The sequence below is a fragment of the Kribbella koreensis genome (genome assembly GCF_039525325.1).
GTDB lineage: Bacteria > Actinomycetota > Actinomycetes > Propionibacteriales > Kribbellaceae > Kribbella > Kribbella koreensis.
In genome coordinates, this window is record NZ_BAAAHK010000009.1 from 318,055 (window position 1) to 336,173 (window position 18,119).

Below are 18,119 nucleotides of genomic sequence, written 5' to 3' on the forward strand. Positions count from 1 at the left end.
CGCCACTCAAGATCTCTCCTCCTTAGTCCCGCCGGAACCCTCCGCCGGAGGTTCCATCTTCGCCAGCCGCACGACAATCCGGACGAGCAAACGAGCAGCCTGTGGATAGACCACCGGGACCTCGTCCGGAAACACGACATGAACAACACCGTCACCGTCCGGCGTCTCGCTGTCCTCCGCGGATTCCTTGTCAGCCCTCACGCAGTCTCAACGCCTCCGACAGGAGCGTAATTTGCTCCTGTGCCCCACAGCGGACACGCGAACCGAGGATCAATTGCCACCAGCACCCATCACTTTTCGGCGCCACCCATCAAGTCGCGAAGGTGGTACGAACTCGTCTCGGAGGATGGACCATCGCAAGACGGCTCAAGCAGAGGCCCTGAGTCCGCGACGGTGCAGGATTACACCTAGCCACCCGTCGTCCGGCGTTTCCTTCGAAGATGTCGAGGATCTTGCGGGTACAAGCGAGGGCGGATCGGCCACCACGGCTGATCTGCCCTCTGACCTGCGGATTTGTCCTCATTGCTTCTTAGCGCTGATCGTCGTTTGCCGACGTCTCACGGAGCAGTGACGGAGCAGCCAGAGAGTACGCACCTCATATCTCGACCGCATCGCCTGGCCCGACTCTTGCCTTTCTCAGCCAGACGATCAGCCCTCATCGTGGGAGGGCGTCGCGGCGAGCGGCTCCCATAACTCAATAGCCGACGAGGTTGCGACCCAAGGGCGCCCGCTGCGCACGGGCCTTCCTCTTCGCAACGACTCTTCACCTGACCCTGATGGGTGGCAGTCCAGGGTTCGAGCCGCCGCGGTGGGCTCGAGGTTGTGTCCGCACCGGTCGGCTCGGCATTTGCGCAAGTTGACGAAGCTGGTTGCCCGATCATCGGCGGCGCTGGACCTACCAGCCACCCACGATCGAGCGCCACACAACAGGGTCGGCTAGGGCCACGCCGAATATCGCAGTCGCTCAAGACCTAAAGCAGACATCTTAAGCAATTCAGCGGAAACGATGAAACACCAGCCCGACTTGGATACGTGGTATGCCGCTGTGCGTCTTGACCCACGAACTGTCGGACCCACCTGACAGAATCGGCACTCGGACCCACGACAGGACACCGCATGAAGCTTCACTCGGTTTACGCGCGCTTCTACCGATCGCTGAACTACGACTTCATCCGCGCCTCGGGTGAGCACTACGAACCCGACCCATGGGATGAGACGCCTGAGGGCAACTACCCGTTCGTGCGGATCAAACTCCGTCCAGGTATCACGACCGTCGTCGGCGCGAACGAGTCCGGGAAGTCCCAGGTCCTGAGCGCGATCCAGGCGGCCCTCACCGGGATAGGTTTCGAGCGCAGCGACTTCTGCCGCTACTCCCGGTTCTTCGGCGTCCACAACGACCTCGTGCTGCCCGAGTTCGGCGTCGTGTTCGCTGACATCTCCGATGAGGCCGTAAAGCTCATCGAGACCATCTCGGGCCACAGCGATCTTCACGACGTCGAGCGCGTCGCGTTCTTCAGGATGAACCAAACGCCGAAGTTCCGCGTCTACGTTCGCCAGAACGATAAGTGGACCGGGCCAGAGCACGTTGCAAAGCCCTCCGCGCTCGCCGATTTCGGTGTCCCGGTGCCGTTCCGAATCAACGCCGACGTTCCGCTGCCGGACAGCGTCCCCATCGACTACCTCGTCTCGGGTAACAAGACCGCACCGCTCGGTCGCGACCACCTGCGTGAACTCTGGGACGGCTTCCACCAGAACAACTCCTGGTTCCAGTCCGACCAGACCGTTACGACGCACGCCGGCGCAATCTCCAAGATGTTCCGGCCGATTCGACAGGCCACCGAGGACGAGGTCGAGATGTACGAACTCGCCGCCGACCTCATTTTCAAGGTTGCCGGGATCAACAAGGAACTCGTCAGGGAGCTACAGGCACACGTCAAGAAAAAGAACGGCTACGCGAATAGCATTGTCGACACCATCAACAGCGAGCTCGCGAAGGCTCTCGACTTCCCGCACTGGTGGTCTCAGGACTCGCAGTTCGAGCTGTTCGTGGCCTTGTTCGAGTTCGACCTCGTCTTCATGATCCGCGACCGAACCGGACGCACCTATGGATTCGACGAGCGCAGCGCAGGCCTGAAGTACTTCCTCTCGTACTTCGTCCAGTACCTCGCCCACGAAGTTCGGCCGGACGGTCGCCCCGAAATCCTCCTGATGGACGAACCGGACCAGTTTCTGTCCGCCTCGGGCCAGCAGGACCTCCTCCGGATCTTCGACGACTTCGCGGATCCCAAGGATGCGGGTCGCGACCCGATTCAGGTCGTGTACGTTACGCACTCGCCGTTCCTCATCGACAAGAACGAAGCCGACCGCATCCGCGTCCTCGAGAAGGGCGAGCACGACGAGGGCACCCGCGTCGTCACCAGTGCCGCAGCGAACCACTACGAGCCCCTGCGGTCTGCCTTCGGTAGCTTCGTTTCCGAGACCACGTTCATCGGCAACTGCAATCTCATGGTCGAAGGACCGTCCGACCAAGTCCTGATCGCCGGTGCATCGCGGTGGCTGAAGAAGGTCGGCGTCGCCGACCGCGACCGACTCGACCTGAATCACATCACGATTGTTCCCGCCGGCGGCACTCGCCACATTCCGTACCTCGTCTACCTCGCTCGCGGTCGCGACGTCGACAAGCCGCCCGTCGTCGTGCTTCTGGACAACGACAACGCCGGCAACGAAGCGAAGGACGACCTCGCGGCCGGCGGTGCGTACGGCGACAAACTCATCGACTCAGATCTGGTTCTTCAACTCGCACGGGGTCCGCTTGACGGCCTGACAACTGACAACCCGCTCGGCATCGTCGGTATAGAGGACATCGTCCCGTTCCACGTTGCCCTCCTGGCAGCCACGAGCTACTGCAAGGAGTTCGTCCCGAGCGTCAATCCTCTCGCGTTCGGACTGGCCGCAGCGACCGTCTACCCGGACGCAAACGGTCCCGACGGGAAGGCGCCGAAGAACTACGGCACCCTGAAGTTCCTGGAGAAAGCCATCGCGGACAAGTCCGGCATCCCGACCTTCCATCTGGACAAGGTCGCGTTCGCACGTGCCACCGTCGACGCCCTTACCGGCACTGCGGTCGACCTCAAGGTAACCGAGGAAGACCGCGATACAGCTGCCGAGAACTTCAAGCTGCTGCTCAAAAGCATCGCCTTGTGCCAGCGGACGGCCGAGCGGGCCGAGTCCGTCCAGAAGATCTCCGGTCGCATCAACCGCGCGAAGAAAGACTTCACCCGCACGCATGACAGTCAAGCCCGGCGAGAAGACGTGGCGGCACTCATCGAGGAGATCGGCAGCCAGCTCGACCGGAGCCCCGAGGCCGAGGATGTTCGCGCTGAGATGCGCACCTGGCACGCAAAGTTCGAACTCGACACAGACCCACGCAAGCATGTGACCGACTTCGACGGACTCCTCAAGGCGCTCAACGGCCTCGCCTACAAGGCCGTCCGGAAGGCTGCTGCCCGGTAACGGGCGCCCGCTTCAAACCATGAGGACGAACAGATCGCACAGTGCTCCTGGGAGACGACCTGTGGCCTCCATGCTGCGGGGCCGGCTCCGCGATTACGGCGGCCCGATCTGTGTGTGGCTGCAGCGCGCCTGCTGCCCGGGACCGTTGTCAAAGCAGCCGTGCGGAAGCGAACTCGGCGCCCAACGAGGAGCGCTGACCGACGGGCCCTCACCACTATCACTCCACGGTGGTCAGCCGTTGAGCGCCTTCGATTGCGAGAGTGCCTGTGCGAGCGTCGGCGCGGTCTGTAGCTGATCCAGCAGTACCCAGAGTCTTGATGCACGGTACTGGGCGCCGTTCGGCACCTGCTCGAAGGGTGGGATTCGTGGACCGAGTTCATAGATCGCGTGCGGTCGTACCGTGTCCTCGGTCGGCGGAATGTCCGGCCATCGCTCCAGAAGGTTGGGCACCACCTCGGCGGCAATCACTCGATGGATCCGCCGAACCGCGCCACCCCAGCGAAATGCGATGAAGTTGGGCGGTTCGGTCGGCCATCCACTGATGCCGTATGGGTGGAAGTAGCACAGGCGATCGGTGACGAACTCGCGGAACGTCAGCGCGCCACCGCCACCTGGTCGTTGGTCGTTCAAGGCGACGCAGTACGTCCAGCTGTCCGCCACATTCCGCACTTTGATCACTCCCGCAAGGTAGATATCAAGCTGGTCGAGCCACATGCGCTCACGTCCACGGCAAGATCCCCTGACCGCGGAGATGTGCGCAAGGACCTGCCGCCACGGAACGTGGACCACCGGTACACCATCGATCTCGGCAGGTACCTGCGTCCGGGCCAGACTTTCGCTTGCCTGGGACAAGGTGACCAGGGCACCGCCACCACGCATCTGAATCCTCGGTGCGTAGCTCGCGAGTTGGGCAACAGACGGCAACAGCCAGCCGCGCTTCGCCTCAAAGACGAACACCTCGCCCGGGACAGAGATCTCCAGGTCGGTACGTCCTCCGGCGCCACGAACCTCCAGGTCGATGGAGATCTGATCGCGATCCAGTCCGCTCAGTCTCGGCGCGACCCTCCTGACGATCGACTCGAGCAAGCCAGAGCAGTTCGCCAAGGTGAACCCGAGCGCGGCCGTCAGATCGTTCTCGTCGCGCCCGAGAAGGTCGAAGACTGCTCTGACCCCAGTGCCGTGCCTGGTCAGGCTGTCCACAGTCGGCCTCCGGGATTTGGTGTCCAGTGCCTACCCACCTTCCCCGGTAGCGCAGGACCCAACCGCCAGAGCGGGGCCTCGGTCTGACGAGGCCCCGCGTGGATCAGTGGTCAATGCTGCCGTGTCCTCCGTGTCCTCCGCGTCCTCCGGTCCAGAAGTCCCGGAGGACGCGGAGAAGAAGATGAAGCATCCGGCGCAGTTCGCGCAGTACCCGGATACCGCTCTTCCGCTGGGTATCCTTCTTCAGTACGACTGACAGGATCGCCACCGCCGCAACAGTGAGCGAAATGATCAGCACTGCCGCTACCAGGCCGGCGACCAGGACGAGTACGGGGCCGATCGGTTGGGTCGAGACCATGCCGGCGCACAACGCAGGAAGACTGGTCTGCATGGTGAGGTTCCTCCAGAGACGAGTGATGGGTAGGGTCGGCGGCCCTGTGCTAGCCAAGGGCCGCCATGCGCCGGTGCAAGACCATTGGTCCCATGTCCCAACAACGGGCTCTAGTCGTCCCGAGCTCGTCCCAAAGGTCTCTTGTTCCCTGTTTGGGACGAGGGCGAGGCGGGCCCGTTGGGAGCCTGGAAGTCCGAGGCCGGCCAGCTGGGGCAGCAGCGAGCGATGCTGTAGCGATCGGGGAACTACGATTGCGTGATGGTGAGCCAGCCGCCGACGGGCAACAGGGCCGACGGGCCACTCCGAATTCCGGATCCCGAGGTCGAGCGCCAATGGCAAGCTGAGCTCAGTCGGCTGCTGGCCGGTAAGAGGCGTGGGGGTGGGATCAACCCGCCGTGGGACTCCGCTGAGCCGTGCAAACTCTTGAACGCCCACGTCGCCGAGGTACTCGGCATCCGGAGTACGGAGCTTGCCAGCGCAGTTACCTGGCAGCTCATCCTGAGGTCGGTTTCCGCCCATGAGTCGAAAACGGCACCACGGCGGCCGATGCTGGTTGCCTATCTACTGCTCGGACTTGGCACCCCGGGCTTCTACCCGCGGACAGTCAGCGAGCCGTGGCCCGAGATCGGGTGCAGCCTGAAGGAGGCGCAGAAGCGGGTCGATACGAGCATGAAGCCCGCTCTGCACGATCCGCAACGAGCAGGGCACCGGCAAGCCCTAGCGATCGCGGTCGAATACCCCGCCCAGAGCTCGGAGCGCAGCGCTCGCAAGTACTTCTCCGGGTCTGAGAGCCAAGGCGTTCTCGACACGGCGAAGGCGCTCCTCGAGCAGGTCCTCGAACGACTGCGAAGCGACCAGGAGGTCACCGCTGCGAGGGCCGACGCGCTGAAGGCGGTCGAGCGTCGGCGAGCGGGAGCGGTCGCCTCGTCCCACGATTCGACCGATGATGTCGGCGCGCCGTCTACCGCTCCGGGAATTGCTGAGCGACTGTCCCCCGCGATCATCAGGAGCACCCCGTGGGCGCGACTGAAGCGCATGTCGCGATTGCTGGCGCAAGATCTAGACAGTGGCGTACTGCGGGACGAGGAGTTGATCGGCCTTTCGGCCGGGTTGTACGTGTCCCGAGAGATCGAGGACGACCTGTTCGCGGAGATTCTGGACCCGCGACAGCCCTCCCAGCTGGTCGTTCGAGCGGATGCCGGCCATGGCAAGAGCAGCCTGTTGTGGTCCCTCCACCGACGATTGTCGGTTCACCAGGTCGAGCCTCTCCTACTGTCGTCGACGTGGCTTCTGTCCGATGACGGTCAGGCACCATCGCTGACCCCGTCGGATCTACTCGACGTCATCCGTGACATTCACCAAGCCGGCCTCAGGCCTGTCGTACTCCTCGATACGGCCGATCTCCTGCTGCACGACGAGAGGCTTCGGCTGGAGACCCGGGTACTGCTCGATTCGATCAGTGACCTGGGCGTCGACTGGGTGATCACTTCACGGCCACACGAGACCCGATACCTGCGACTCGAAGGTGCGCGCTTCGTGCCCTTGGCCGCCTACAGCGACGCCGAACTCGATGACGCCGTCCAGGTACTCGCAGGCGCCCTCTGCCCGGACGTGGACCGTGGTTCTCTCGGTCAACACATCCGCTCGTCGGTGGCCCGAGGCCAGCCGGTTTCCGAGGTATGCCGCAGCCCACTCTTGCTGCGTCTGCTCTTCGAGTTGAACGCACCGAACGAACCTGCTCTGGAGATCGACACCAGCGGGCTCTACGCACGGTTCTGGCAGCGGCGAGTACAGGCCGATCCCAGATCCGATACCGACACCAGCCATCGTCCTGAGAACGACCTCGGAGCGACTGCATCCGCCATCGCGATCGCGATGCTGGCCGAAGGAACACCGGACTGCCCTGAAGCGGTGCTTGCCGCAACAGTCCCCCGCGTTCTGGCGGCGATGCCCGCGGCCGCGAGGCCCACGTATCCGGATGGATTGGAAACCCTCCGCCGCCGAGGAGTCGTTTACGTCACGCAGGGACGAGTGAGATTCCTGCACCAGACGATGTTCGAGTACGCCGCTGCCCAGGGGCTGTTTCAGCGGCACCGCGACAGCGACTTGGACAGTCTCCTCGCCCGGGTACGGACGAAGCCGCAGGACCTTCTCACCGGGGCGGTCCTCGAGCACCTGTTGATCGTCAGCGGCTACGACACAACGGCCCGTACTGCTACGGCGGACGTCGTCCACAGTCTGCTGCAGACAGACGAAGTCGCACTGCACGAGATCGGGCTGACCGCCCTCGCGCACCACCCTCGCCTCCTGCCGACACCCACCGTCATCATCGAAGCCTTGCCGATCTCCTCCGTGCGCCATCTCGCGCACGTCCTGCCGACGATCTACCACAGCGACGAAGCTGCCGTGATGGATCTCCTGGCCTCGCTTTGGATGGCAGATGACGAACATCTGCGGCTCAGCGTGGTCGAGGCCCTGAGCCGGATCTCCCATCGGATCCCGGCCGACGCCGCGCGTTTCGCTCGAGAACACGACATCTGCGTCTACGTCGTCGAGCACCAGGCTGCCAGCCCGACCGCGCAGCGCACCTTGCCTCGCTTGATCTCCCGTACTGCTTCGATCGACCCCTCGTGGGCGCGGGACGCACTGCGGATCTTGCTCGACTCGGCGCTGTCCCTTGGAGAAGGCCGAGCCATCGCTACCGCGTTGCTGACGTCAGGCGGCGCGATCTGGGAGCAGATAGGCAGTGAGCAGTACCTCGACCAGATCGTCGCATCCGTGGTTCTCGGACAGGCCCGCCGCGACACGGACTCGCGATCGGTTCGGGAGTCGCTGGGTGTGCTCTACGCCGCGCAATGGAGACTCAGCGGGCTCCTTGACCGCCCGGATGCATGGAACGAACTGGTTGCTGAGACTCTGGCTGCCCTTCAGGACAACGATGAATCCATCAGTGCCGGCGCCGCCGTCGTCGCCTTGATGTACGTCCTTGCCGAGTCGCCGGACCACGATCCTCGGATTCCGTTGACCCTCGACGCAATGCTCTCTATGGGTCACGAAGCCGCGACTCGCCAACTCCAACGCAGTGCACTACCGGTGGGGCTGGCCACGCCCAGCCCGCTCGCCTCCCAGATCTCGAGGCGACTCCAGGATGCCTTGGAACACCTGGTTGACGAGCAGGCCAGCGAGCTCGAAGTCCGCTTGGGCGAAGTCGCCCGGCTCGCCCTGGCGAACGAACGCGTCACCAGTGACCTGTTCCTCCGAACACTGCCAGACTCCTTTCGCCGCAACGTCGACGTATGGCTCGATCGACGCGGAGTCGTGATGCTCACCGCCCGCGCGTCCGCCCTTGGAGTCGCGGCAGCTCAAGAGGCCCTGGCTGTGGCGATTTTGGAGCCCACACACCTCGACGTCGTGTCCCGAAACCTGCTGCTCGACGGTTGCGTTCAATGGAACAGAAACGATCCTGAGCTCATCCGGGGAACCGTCCAGCTCTCGATCAGCCTCAACCGCATCCCACCGATCCAGGACCTCTGCCGCTCCTCGGACGGACCGGCGCTGCTCGAACGACATGCCGACGACCTTCGTACCATGATCAGCCGGAACCTGGCCTCGAATCCAAAGGACCAGTCGGCAGGCGCCCGGCTGATGCTGGAGCTGATGACCGCCGGCGTTCTACCGATTGACTTGAGCGTCATCGAGTCCTCGATCCATGCGGTGACCCACCCGGAGGCAACAGCAGCGTTGATCAGGTCACTCGCCCTGTTCATCCACGACAGGCAGCCTGCGATCGCCGACGCCATCCAGCTCTGCCGGCGATACTTGAGCATTCGCCCGCATGACACCCCACAGCTCTCGACGAACCCTTCGCATAAACGCCTGGTGCAGCCGGTAGTCCTCGATGCATGTCGCGACACCTGGCTCGAACTGGCGGCGTTCGACGAGTCAGCGACAGCAGGCCACTGGCCGACTGTCTTGACGCTCACGCTGTCGCCTCGGCTTCTAGGTAAGCAAGTGCCGGATCTCACCGGATTCGGGAACGCCGGCCGATTCATCAGCGGCCTCGCTGTTCGAGGCGAACAGACCGCTGCCAGGGACGCGTTGCTCGAGCTTGTCGGAGTTCTTCAGGACGGCCGCTTCAGCAAGAAGCAGATCCATACCGGCATCTACAAACTCCGCTCGGCCGTCAGAACTGTCGTCATCGAGGGCTCGCCCGAGGATCTCAACACCATCCTGACCTGGCTACCTGGTCAAAACCCGGTGGTCGCAGCACTCATGGCGCGATCGATCGTCCAGCACGCCGGGTCCCAGGGAGTCCAGGCCTTGATCGACTCGATCGGATCCTTCCATGACTCCGTTCAAAGCCAGATCAACGAAGAACTTCGCCAACGAAAGCTCGTCACCGGCGCTGGAGCCTTCCCTGAGATCCTGTGACGACAAGCCTGACTTGAGGCGACTTGGAACGGCGACCTCCCGAGCCGGTCCTGGCACGGTTTCACCAGCGACACAGTCGCTGGTGGCGTCACTGAGGTCGCCCCGGTGAGCCGGTCGCCCTGACCCCAGACACTGCTCTGGGATCGGGGCGACCTGGCGTCATGTTCGTCGAACTTTCCGTGCGGCTCAGCAGTGCCCGATCGAGCTGGCCCGATCCTCGGATCGTCCCGCGCTGCCCGTCGATCGCGAGCTCGGGGAGACCCATGAAACCCCGAGTAGCAGGGTCCGTACTGCTGAGCGTGAGGCGGCAGCGCAGCCTGGCGTCATATCGCCGAACGTCACCGCGAGCGGGGGAAGGGTTTGCGGGAGTTGCGCAAACGCGTGGCGGAGCCACTAAACGAGTACTCACTTGACCCAACGCTCCAGGCCGGCAACAGTGACGGCCGCCCCCACCTCGTGGGGGTTGCGTATTCCGCCGCTCGCCGTCCCCCTGGTCCCCGATATATCGTGCTCCGCCGACGCGGGTACACACCCCAGACCAGCAAAAGCTCCTCGCGGACTTGGTCAAGATCGCACTCGGACTGGCAGCGGGAGTTGGCGCCGCGATTTGCACTCGTTGTCGGGTACCGACGCGCACGATTGGAGGAAGCCAGCAGCCACCGTGACGACCGCCGGCTTGCAGGCCTCTGATCCGTGGATCCCTTCCGCCAGGTTCGCTAGTGCTTCGCGAGGCTCTGTCGCGCTACCTTGCGGATGAAGGAGTCAGGGTGTTCCTCCGCTATGCGGCCGACCCGGATGGGATCAGTTTTGCCATCCCACACCTTGGCAAGAGCCCTGATCGATGAACCCAACCTGAGATCCTGCCACCTGCCGAGATCGGCATCGATGATGCTTCGGCAGAATTCGCCTACACGATCGTCACGGATCTTGGCGAGTGAGTCGAACCAGTAGTTCCGGACATCCTCAATATCGCCTTCGAAGGTGAGATTGGTATCGCTGCACATCTCCAGCACGAGATCGAGATCGGCCGGCCCGGCACCGTATTTGAACGCCTGCCCGAGCCTCTCGGCCACACGCAGGAACACGCCCGAGGTGCCGACATCTGCACGCAGTTGATGCAAGACCTGCCAGCCCATCTCTGCGAGCAGACGGTGAACCCTCCTCAGATGGTAGGAGTTGCGTAGCCCTGCGACGAGTTCGGAGAGTACCTCAGGCGACGGCCCAGAGGCGACCAGGTCCTCGCATCGTTTGAGCATCTCGTCGCTAGGTTCAAGAACATAGTCCTCCCCCAACTCGACCTCGGTGAGATCAATGCCCAGGGCAACCTCGAGCACGCTGACCGCGTGCTCCTCGTTCTCACTCATCGCCTGCATCGTGACCTGCCTTTAGCGGTGTGGGACCGTCCCATCAATACCGGACCAACCTGATCGCTCCGGACTGGATAAGAGACTTTAGCGGCCCGCTGAGGTTGACGCCGCGGTTGACCTTGAGGGTGAAGGTTCCGCCGCGCAGCCTGGCCCAGTCTGCGAAGTCACGGATCTGTCGGGTCGCGGCCAGTGTCCGTCCTACCCGGTAGTTCTTGACTTCCACGATGTTCCTGCCGTCCTTGCCAGATCTACCGTCGGGGATCCGTGTGCGGCCGTGGATGGTGATCTTCTTGGTGTTCTGGCTCACCTTCGCTTGGTTCATGCCTTTCTTGCCTTGCATCGTGGCATGACGGCTGCGATTGATTCTTTCGAGTCTGTCCTGGATTCGGTTGAGGTGGCGAAGTCCGTACCGGTAGCCACCTGAGGAGCTTGTGACAGTCGTGCGCGTTGGCGGCCTGCGCAGCTCTACTCTGCGGGAGCCGCCGAAGTCGGCGCCTCGGGATCTGCCGCCCTGATCGGCTCGACACATCCGGCCATCGAGATCGAACGTGTTGACGGGGTCAGTCGGATAGGTGTAGTCGTTCGCATTCCCGCCGGGGATTGGGTCCATCGACGTAAATAGACCGGTGGCGGGGTTGTAGAGACGTGCGCCCATCAGTGTCAGGTCCGCACCCGAGTGCGCTCGCTGTCGTGCACCAAGCCAGCCGTACTTCACAAGTGTTGTCGTGGCGGTGTGCTGACGTTGCTGACCATACTCGTCGTAGTCGTTCCAGCCTGAGATGGCGGTGGCAACGGCACTAGCAGTCGACAGGTCAACGGTGGTGACGACGTCGCCATGCAGGTTGCTGAGGGTGAGGTCGCCCGAGCCGTTCTGGGAGACGGTGAGCGCGAGTTCTCCGCCGATCAGTTCGGTGAATCGCTGCGTTGTGGTCCCTTGAGTCACCCAGGTTGGGTTGTCCGACTCATCGGTGTAGTGCCTGACTGATTGGGTGGTGATTCCGCCTGCTACGGCGGTCTCGGTCGCTCGCCGGTCCAGCGCATCGAGCGTGAAGCTGGTGGTGACACCGGCTTGGGTGATGCTCTTGGCGAGATCGTTGTCGTAATAGGCGAAGGTGACGTCGCCATCTTGAGGCGTTGGCGCATCGGCGCCTGGCATCGTGAGAGTGCGGCCGAGTGGGTCGTAGACGTATGTTCCCTGTCCGTTTGCTCCGCTCGTCGGCCGGTCTGCCGTGTCGAACGCACGGTTCGACGCGGTACCGCCGCCGGTCGGGCATGCACCAGTCGAGCCGGATGTGTTAGTTGTCTTGGCCAGCCTGTTGTCGTTGCTATCGAAACTGTAGGTGCGCGTTACGCATGCGGACTGGGCCGGGTCTTCGATGTCGACGCCTGCAACGCCGGTGCGGTCTCTCACCTGAGTGAGGCGTCCTGCTGCATCGTAGAAGTAGGCGCGGTCGTAGGGTGCGGCGTCACCGACGTCGGTTGGGCCGGTGTCGTTGGCTGGTTCAGTGAAGGCTGCGCCGCTGGGCGTCCACTCTCTCGCCAGCCGGCCGTTGACGTCGTTGTCCATCGACCAGGCAAGCCAGCTGCCATCCGGCTGGACCGTCGTGGAGCCGTCTTCGTTTGTCGTGGTGACCTGACCGGTGTATTCCAGACCGACAGGCTCGCCGACATGATCGAACTGATTGATCGCGGTGATCCCGCCGGGAAGCCTCTGCAGCGTCATATCGCCTGCCGAGTCGTAAGCGGCAGTTGACACCCAGGTGCCACCGGCAGTCGTGACCTCGACCTTGGTGGGTAGCTGACGTGTCTCGATGCCTCCGGCCGCGTCGGCACCGGCATAGGTGTAGGTGGTGGCACCGTTGGCATCGACAACGGTTGCTACAGAACCGGCAGCGTTGTAGGTGGTCGTTGTGGCGCTTTCACCTGACGGCTGGTAGCTGACTTGGCGGCCCCAGGTGTCGTAGCCCGTGGTGACAGTACCTGCGACCGAGTTGTCCGCGTTCAAAGCAATCGCGACCGTGGGCAGCCCAGTAACAGGGTCGTAGGTGGTGTCCTTCCGCGTCACTGGTGTCGAGGTGGGTAGGCCAACAACACTGGTAGAGCTGGTCTTCAGACGTCCGTCGAGCTCGTAGCCAAGAGTCGTCGTTCTGGTCACCGATCCGGACGTCTCAGTGGTGACTGTTGGATTCAGCATGTAGTTGTAGCTGCCAACCGTGATCGTCGGAATTGTCGGCGTCGCTGGCTGCCCCGCGGCCGACACCGGTGATCCGCCAGGGTAGGTCGTACAGACCTGTCCAGCCCACTGCGGCTTGCCTCCACAGGCCGGGAAGGCGGAGTTGGGCGCTGCGCTGTAGTGAACGGTCTTTGTCGTCCCCGCGTCGCTGCCATTGCCTGAAGCCGATCCAGCTGCACGGCCCTCGATCACACGCCCCTCGGAGTCGTAGCGAGTGATGTGAATCTGATCTCCAGCACTCTTGGATCCGTCGAGGTCCATGTCCGTGATGGACTCACCGACAAGTCCCCTGTCCCAGCCGTCGGCCTCCCCGGCGAGCGAATATCTGGTCAAGGAGCCGGCGATAACCTCAATGTCTGCGCCCGTACCAGGGTCACTCACTGATGCCTGTTCGCTGGTCTCGAGTCGGTAAGGCAAGGTAGTAGACGGATTGATCCCGTTGTTGGGAGCCTCCTGGTCATACTTCGTCCGGACGTGTCGACGCAGCCACTGGACCGAACCGTCTCTCAACACCGCCTGCCGCGACGGCTCATACGTGTCCGTCACAAGCGTGCCAGCAGGGGTGAGAACCTCGCCGGTAGCGTCCTTGCTGTCAAGGTTGTAGATCGTCAACGTCGCGAGCTGGTCGACGGCTGCCCCGGCAGGAAGCGGATCGTCGATGACCTTCCGTAGAGCACGCGCGTCCAGTTCTCGGACGGCGTTGCCTTGGTCGTTGTAGTCGATTGCGGTGTATTGCCATTTGTTCGCGCCGAACTCTGCGGTGTTGACTGTGTAGCCGCTGGCATCGGTGTACTGGAGATCGGCGTATTTCCAGTCACCTTCAGTTGGGGTTCCTGTGACGGGATGTTCCGGCCCGAAGACCGCAAAGCCCTTGGTGGGGGCGCTCTTCTGATTCCAGCGGCCAACCGATGCGGCCGTCATGTCTGGCAGACCGGCTCCGGACACCGGCACGTCATAAACGAACCTGGCAAGGACGGCCGTCCCCCCTGCCGGGTCGTTCACTGGCCGGGCCCGCGTGACCTCCAAGAGTCGTTCCTGGCCATCCACCAGCTCGTAGTTCAACTGGACTGGCACCTGGCCGGGTGGCTTGATGGAGGTGAGGTGATTGGCAGCGTTGTAGCCGTACTCGGTGGACAGGTTCGAGCGTGGATCCGTCAGCTTCTGGAGCCGTCCCGCAGAGTCGTAGCTATAGGTTCCGACCCTGATGGAATCCATTCCGGCACCGCCGGCTTTGTCTGGGTTGTAGATGTCCAACCAGACACCGGTAAGGCGAATCCCTGGCGTTCCGATGGATGAGTACTCCATCCTGAGCGCTCGACACCCCGGATTCAGCGCGCCAGTTGCCGGGCAACTCACGCCCGCCGGGCTTGGGGCCAGTATCCGTGCCACCCGTCCGGATCCGTCGTAGGAATACGTCGTATCCGTCGCGACGCCTGGGACCGCGATCCCCGTTACTCGGAACGCGGCATCTACTCCGGCTCCTGGGGCCGCCGTCACTTTGAATGTGGTGACCGTGCCGTCATCTTCTGTATAAGCAAGCACCGTTGCAGCTCCGCTGCCGGATACAGTCAACCGGCCGGCATCCAAGTCGGTAGCTTCATCGGCAGGTACCCAATCCCCTACCTGAAAAGCTGCGCCGGTACGCCGTAGCCCGTTCGGCGCCTCATATACCAGACCGGTTCCGTCGCCGCTGAGCAGCGCGATCGATCCGTCGACGCGGCTGGAATCGACCACCTCAAAACCCGCGACGCCATCAGCGATGCCGTCGAATCCCGCCTTCCAGCCAGGTCCGAAGACGCCGTTGACATCATCGCTGGGTCCTGCATAGGTCGAGTGGGTGCGAGACAGGGTCAGATCGTCGGCGTAGCCAGGAACCTCTACGTCGGTCGAACTCACCGTGAACTCGCCGGTCCAGAGCGCCACCTCGCCAGAACCCGCGCCTGCAGTCGGAAATCCATCACCGAACGCATGCGGGACCCGCTGAACGGTCGTGTCCGGTTTCTGCGACCAGGTGCACTGGGAAGCGGTCCCGTAAACGAAGCAGACCTGAACATCCAGGAGCACCGGAACCCGGTCATTCAGCGTGGTGGGTTCAATTACCGGCGTCGACGGGTCCGCGTCGAGATTGGTGTCGATCTTGGCGTTGTTGGTGTCCCAAAGCGTGTCGACGCTGACCCCGCCCGCGCCTTTGTCGACCACGGGGAGCGGTGTAGCGTCTTCATTCCAGCCGACAGTGTCCTGGGAGCCGCCGTACCCGGACAATCTCCACCGAACTCGCGCCGTTGGCGTTGCCGATTGGCCCTTCGGCGGACCGGACGCGGTGATGCGGACCGCGCCACTCGTCGTGACCCGAGGGCTCGCCGCGGGCGAGGTGAGATTGGTGCCGCCCCAACCAACGTTGTGGGTTTTCGTTGTGGACAGCTTCCCGGCGGGTGTTTCGGCCTGGGCAGCGATGGTGTGCAGGCCCGGGGTGTCCTTAGGGAGCGAAACCGAGTACTTCGCGATCGCTGGGTCGCTAGACGGCGTGATCTTTATTTGGCCTGGCGGCCCGCCGACGACATTCGTCGGCAACAGCTTGCCATCAACCGTCACCCGGACATAGCCGGGCGCGGAGTAACTGGCGCCGGTTGCGGCGATGACACACTCCACATTTGCGGTCGGCGCGTTGTCTTGCCAGGTGCCGTCGGAGTATGGGGCAGGACAGGTCACCACAGGCTGCGCAGGCTGCTGGGTGCCGGTGATAACACGCACGAAGTTGGACCAGACGCCGTCGATGCGGCCGTCGTTGGCTTTCGCACGCACATAAATCGGCGTGTTGTCAGGCAGGTCGATGCTCGGTCGGCAGCCCGCAGTGGTGCCGGAGGCATACACCGATGAAGTGCACGTAGCTTTCAGGCTGGTGCTGTTCACCGGCGTGGTGTGGAACTCGTAGACATACTTAACGGTATTGAGGTCTGGATCATTGGCCTTGGTCGTTACCCACGGCCTCAGCGTCGGTGAATACAGCCACGACTCCGTCGCTCCAGGTGCGGCGTAGGCGACAGCCTCGGTGTAGGTCGGGGCGGCCGGCTTGCCCGGCGCCCGGTTCCAGGTAAGCGAGATATAGGGATCGGCGTCGCCCTCGCTGGACACGAACCGCTTCCATGCGTTCGCGTCCGCTTCGTTCGCCGCCTTTAATGCCACGCCCACCGTTGTGTCAGTGGTGCCGGACCAGTACTTGGCCAGCTCAGTGATAGGCACGGCGATTCGCCCACCAGGACACGCGCCCGAAAATCCCTTCGCCGCCGACACCGAGCCCCAGATCTGCTGACTGGTCACCGGCTGCGCCGTCCACCGAGTCGACGTCGACGCCGGCAAAGCGGCGTGCAAATTCATCGGCGTCGCCGTGCACGTCGTCGCACCGTACTGATACAAGAACAAGCTCGCCGATGTGATGTCCTTGCCCTGGAATGTCGTCCCGGCGAAGTTCAGGAAGGAACGCTCAGTCGTGGTGCCGTTCTTGCCGACCCGAAGGTCCACCGTCGTCGACAGGTCCGAGGTGAAGCCGCTCTGCACGAATGTGTCGAAACTCGAATACACCGGTGTGTTCGCATACGTCGGGTCGACCGTGACCGGGAAAACTCGCGCAGAATCGAGGAACCATTGCGCATCCGGGGCGATCACCAGCGTCGCCTTGCCCGCCGAGACCTGCTCCACGGTGACTTTCACGGCCGTCTTGTGGACCGGCTGCCCGGTGGCGGGGTCGGTGACCGAGTCCCACATGTAGCTGACCGGGATCGTCGAACGAACAACATTCTTGGCGTCGAGGAAGTCGATCGACCCATCTGGCAACGCCTTCGGGGTCAGTCCCTTCGTGCGCAGCGGGATCCGCCACACCGGCGCAACGGTCGGGCGTTGTTTGACGATGAAGTCGGTCTCGAACCCCGAGCGGCGCGCGTCCATCTTCAGGTCCACACCTGGCTGCACGTCGGCATAGGTCGCCTTCGTGCCGTCCAGCGACGGCTCCGGCAGCTTCCACGGAGCCATCCACTCGACTTGCCGGCCGGTTCCTGCCGACACCGCTGCAAATACCTGACCAGTCGTAGCGTTGCGCTTTCCCAACCGCAGAGCAAGTTTGTGGCCACGTGGAGCGACAAACCCGTCAATGCCCCGTTGCAGCGTCAAATCGATCGACTGCCACTCCCCGCCCGGGGTCTTGAATCGAATCGGCGCCGCATGCGCCTCCGTGGTCATCGTCCCATCAGGATTGACCCACGTGGTCGCGTTCTCGGTCCGCAGCGACTCCACCTCGACCTTGGAACCCTGCGAACGTGCCGTCACCACTGCCGACACCAGATCCGGCCGCGACGAAACCTTCTGCGCCACATGCACAGGATCAGCCAACGGAGAGGCCGCCTCCGCGGGCTGACGCGCCTCGACCGTAGTGGTCAGCAGTGCCAAGACCACCACACCAGCCATGACGCGTGGGAACTTCTGCACCCGCGCACGCTGCGAACGATCCAGAACAAACACGGCAAGCTCCCAGCGCAGTCGCTGACCGGGACGGCACCGGCAACCACACACGGTTACCGAGCGGATCAGCAACCGCTTCATCGCTCACCAAGCGTTAGACGTTACAAACGAGCGCAACAAGCTGTTGCAGCTGAGACATCAACTTGCCATCCGGGTAGGCCATCCTGACAGCTCCTCCCCGTGATGAGAGGCCTGAGCTGCGTGAAGCCCAGGCCGACGCCGGATCCTCCTGGCCGAACCAGGGCGCCAGGCGGCCTCAGCCGTAACCGCTACCGAGGTCGCGGCTGCCGGGGTGACGCGTTCGGGGGCCTCGGGAACCTGCGAACCAGGCAAGGAAATCTCGCATCCGACAGAAGCCATAAGTCAGCGGCCGCAGCGTCGCCAACACACTCTACTTACAAACAGTTCCGCGTCCCGGCAGCGCGTCATGGCCGCTGGCCGAAAGACCCTGACAGACCTTGGATGAACCCGG

Annotated in this window: 7 protein-coding genes; 2 read left to right on the plus strand and 5 right to left on the minus strand. The window is 63.3% G+C overall.

The window, feature by feature from the left end; all coding sequences use genetic code 11:
- Window positions 1-6: 6 nt before the first annotated feature.
- Window positions 7-201 carry a hypothetical protein gene (locus tag ABD116_RS21085; RefSeq protein WP_343972665.1) on the minus strand — a complete coding sequence of 65 codons (195 nt, stop codon included), beginning with the start codon at window positions 199-201 and terminating at the stop codon, window positions 7-9.
- Between the two features lie 915 nt (window positions 202-1,116).
- Here ABD116_RS21085 and ABD116_RS21090 point away from each other — a divergent pair.
- The gene (locus tag ABD116_RS21090; RefSeq protein ID WP_343972668.1) at window positions 1,117-3,513 is read left to right on the plus strand and encodes an AAA family ATPase; all 2,397 of its coding nucleotides are present in this window, start codon (window positions 1,117-1,119) and stop codon (window positions 3,511-3,513) included.
- 231 nt (window positions 3,514-3,744) lie between these two features.
- On the opposite strand, the gene ABD116_RS21095 is transcribed toward ABD116_RS21090, so the two are convergent.
- Together ABD116_RS21095 and ABD116_RS21100 are read right to left on the minus strand one after the other, a co-directional pair.
- On the minus strand, window positions 3,745-4,599 hold the full coding sequence (locus ABD116_RS21095; protein ID WP_343972671.1) for a hypothetical protein: 855 nt from the start codon (window positions 4,597-4,599) through the stop codon (window positions 3,745-3,747).
- Window positions 4,600-4,816: 217 nt separating this feature from the next.
- Entirely contained in the window at window positions 4,817-5,104 is a 288-nt protein-coding gene (locus tag ABD116_RS21100) for a hypothetical protein (RefSeq protein ID WP_343972674.1), read from the minus strand.
- A gap of 258 nt (window positions 5,105-5,362) precedes the next feature.
- Here ABD116_RS21100 and ABD116_RS21105 point away from each other — a divergent pair, with 258 nt between their 5' ends.
- Window positions 5,363-9,535: an NACHT domain-containing protein gene (locus tag ABD116_RS21105; RefSeq protein ID WP_343972677.1), complete on the plus strand. Its 4,173-nt coding sequence runs from the start codon at window positions 5,363-5,365 to the stop codon at window positions 9,533-9,535.
- 716 nt (window positions 9,536-10,251) lie between these two features.
- On the opposite strand, the gene ABD116_RS21110 is transcribed toward ABD116_RS21105, so the two are convergent.
- Both ABD116_RS21110 and ABD116_RS21115 read right to left on the minus strand, forming a co-directional pair.
- Window positions 10,252-10,899, minus strand: coding sequence for a hypothetical protein (locus ABD116_RS21110; RefSeq protein WP_343972680.1), 648 nt, complete (start codon window positions 10,897-10,899; stop codon window positions 10,252-10,254).
- A 43-nt stretch (window positions 10,900-10,942) separates the two neighbouring features.
- On the minus strand, window positions 10,943-17,728 hold the full coding sequence (locus tag ABD116_RS21115; protein ID WP_343972683.1) for a DNRLRE domain-containing protein: 6,786 nt from the start codon (window positions 17,726-17,728) through the stop codon (window positions 10,943-10,945).
- Between the last annotated feature and the right edge of the window lie 391 nt (window positions 17,729-18,119).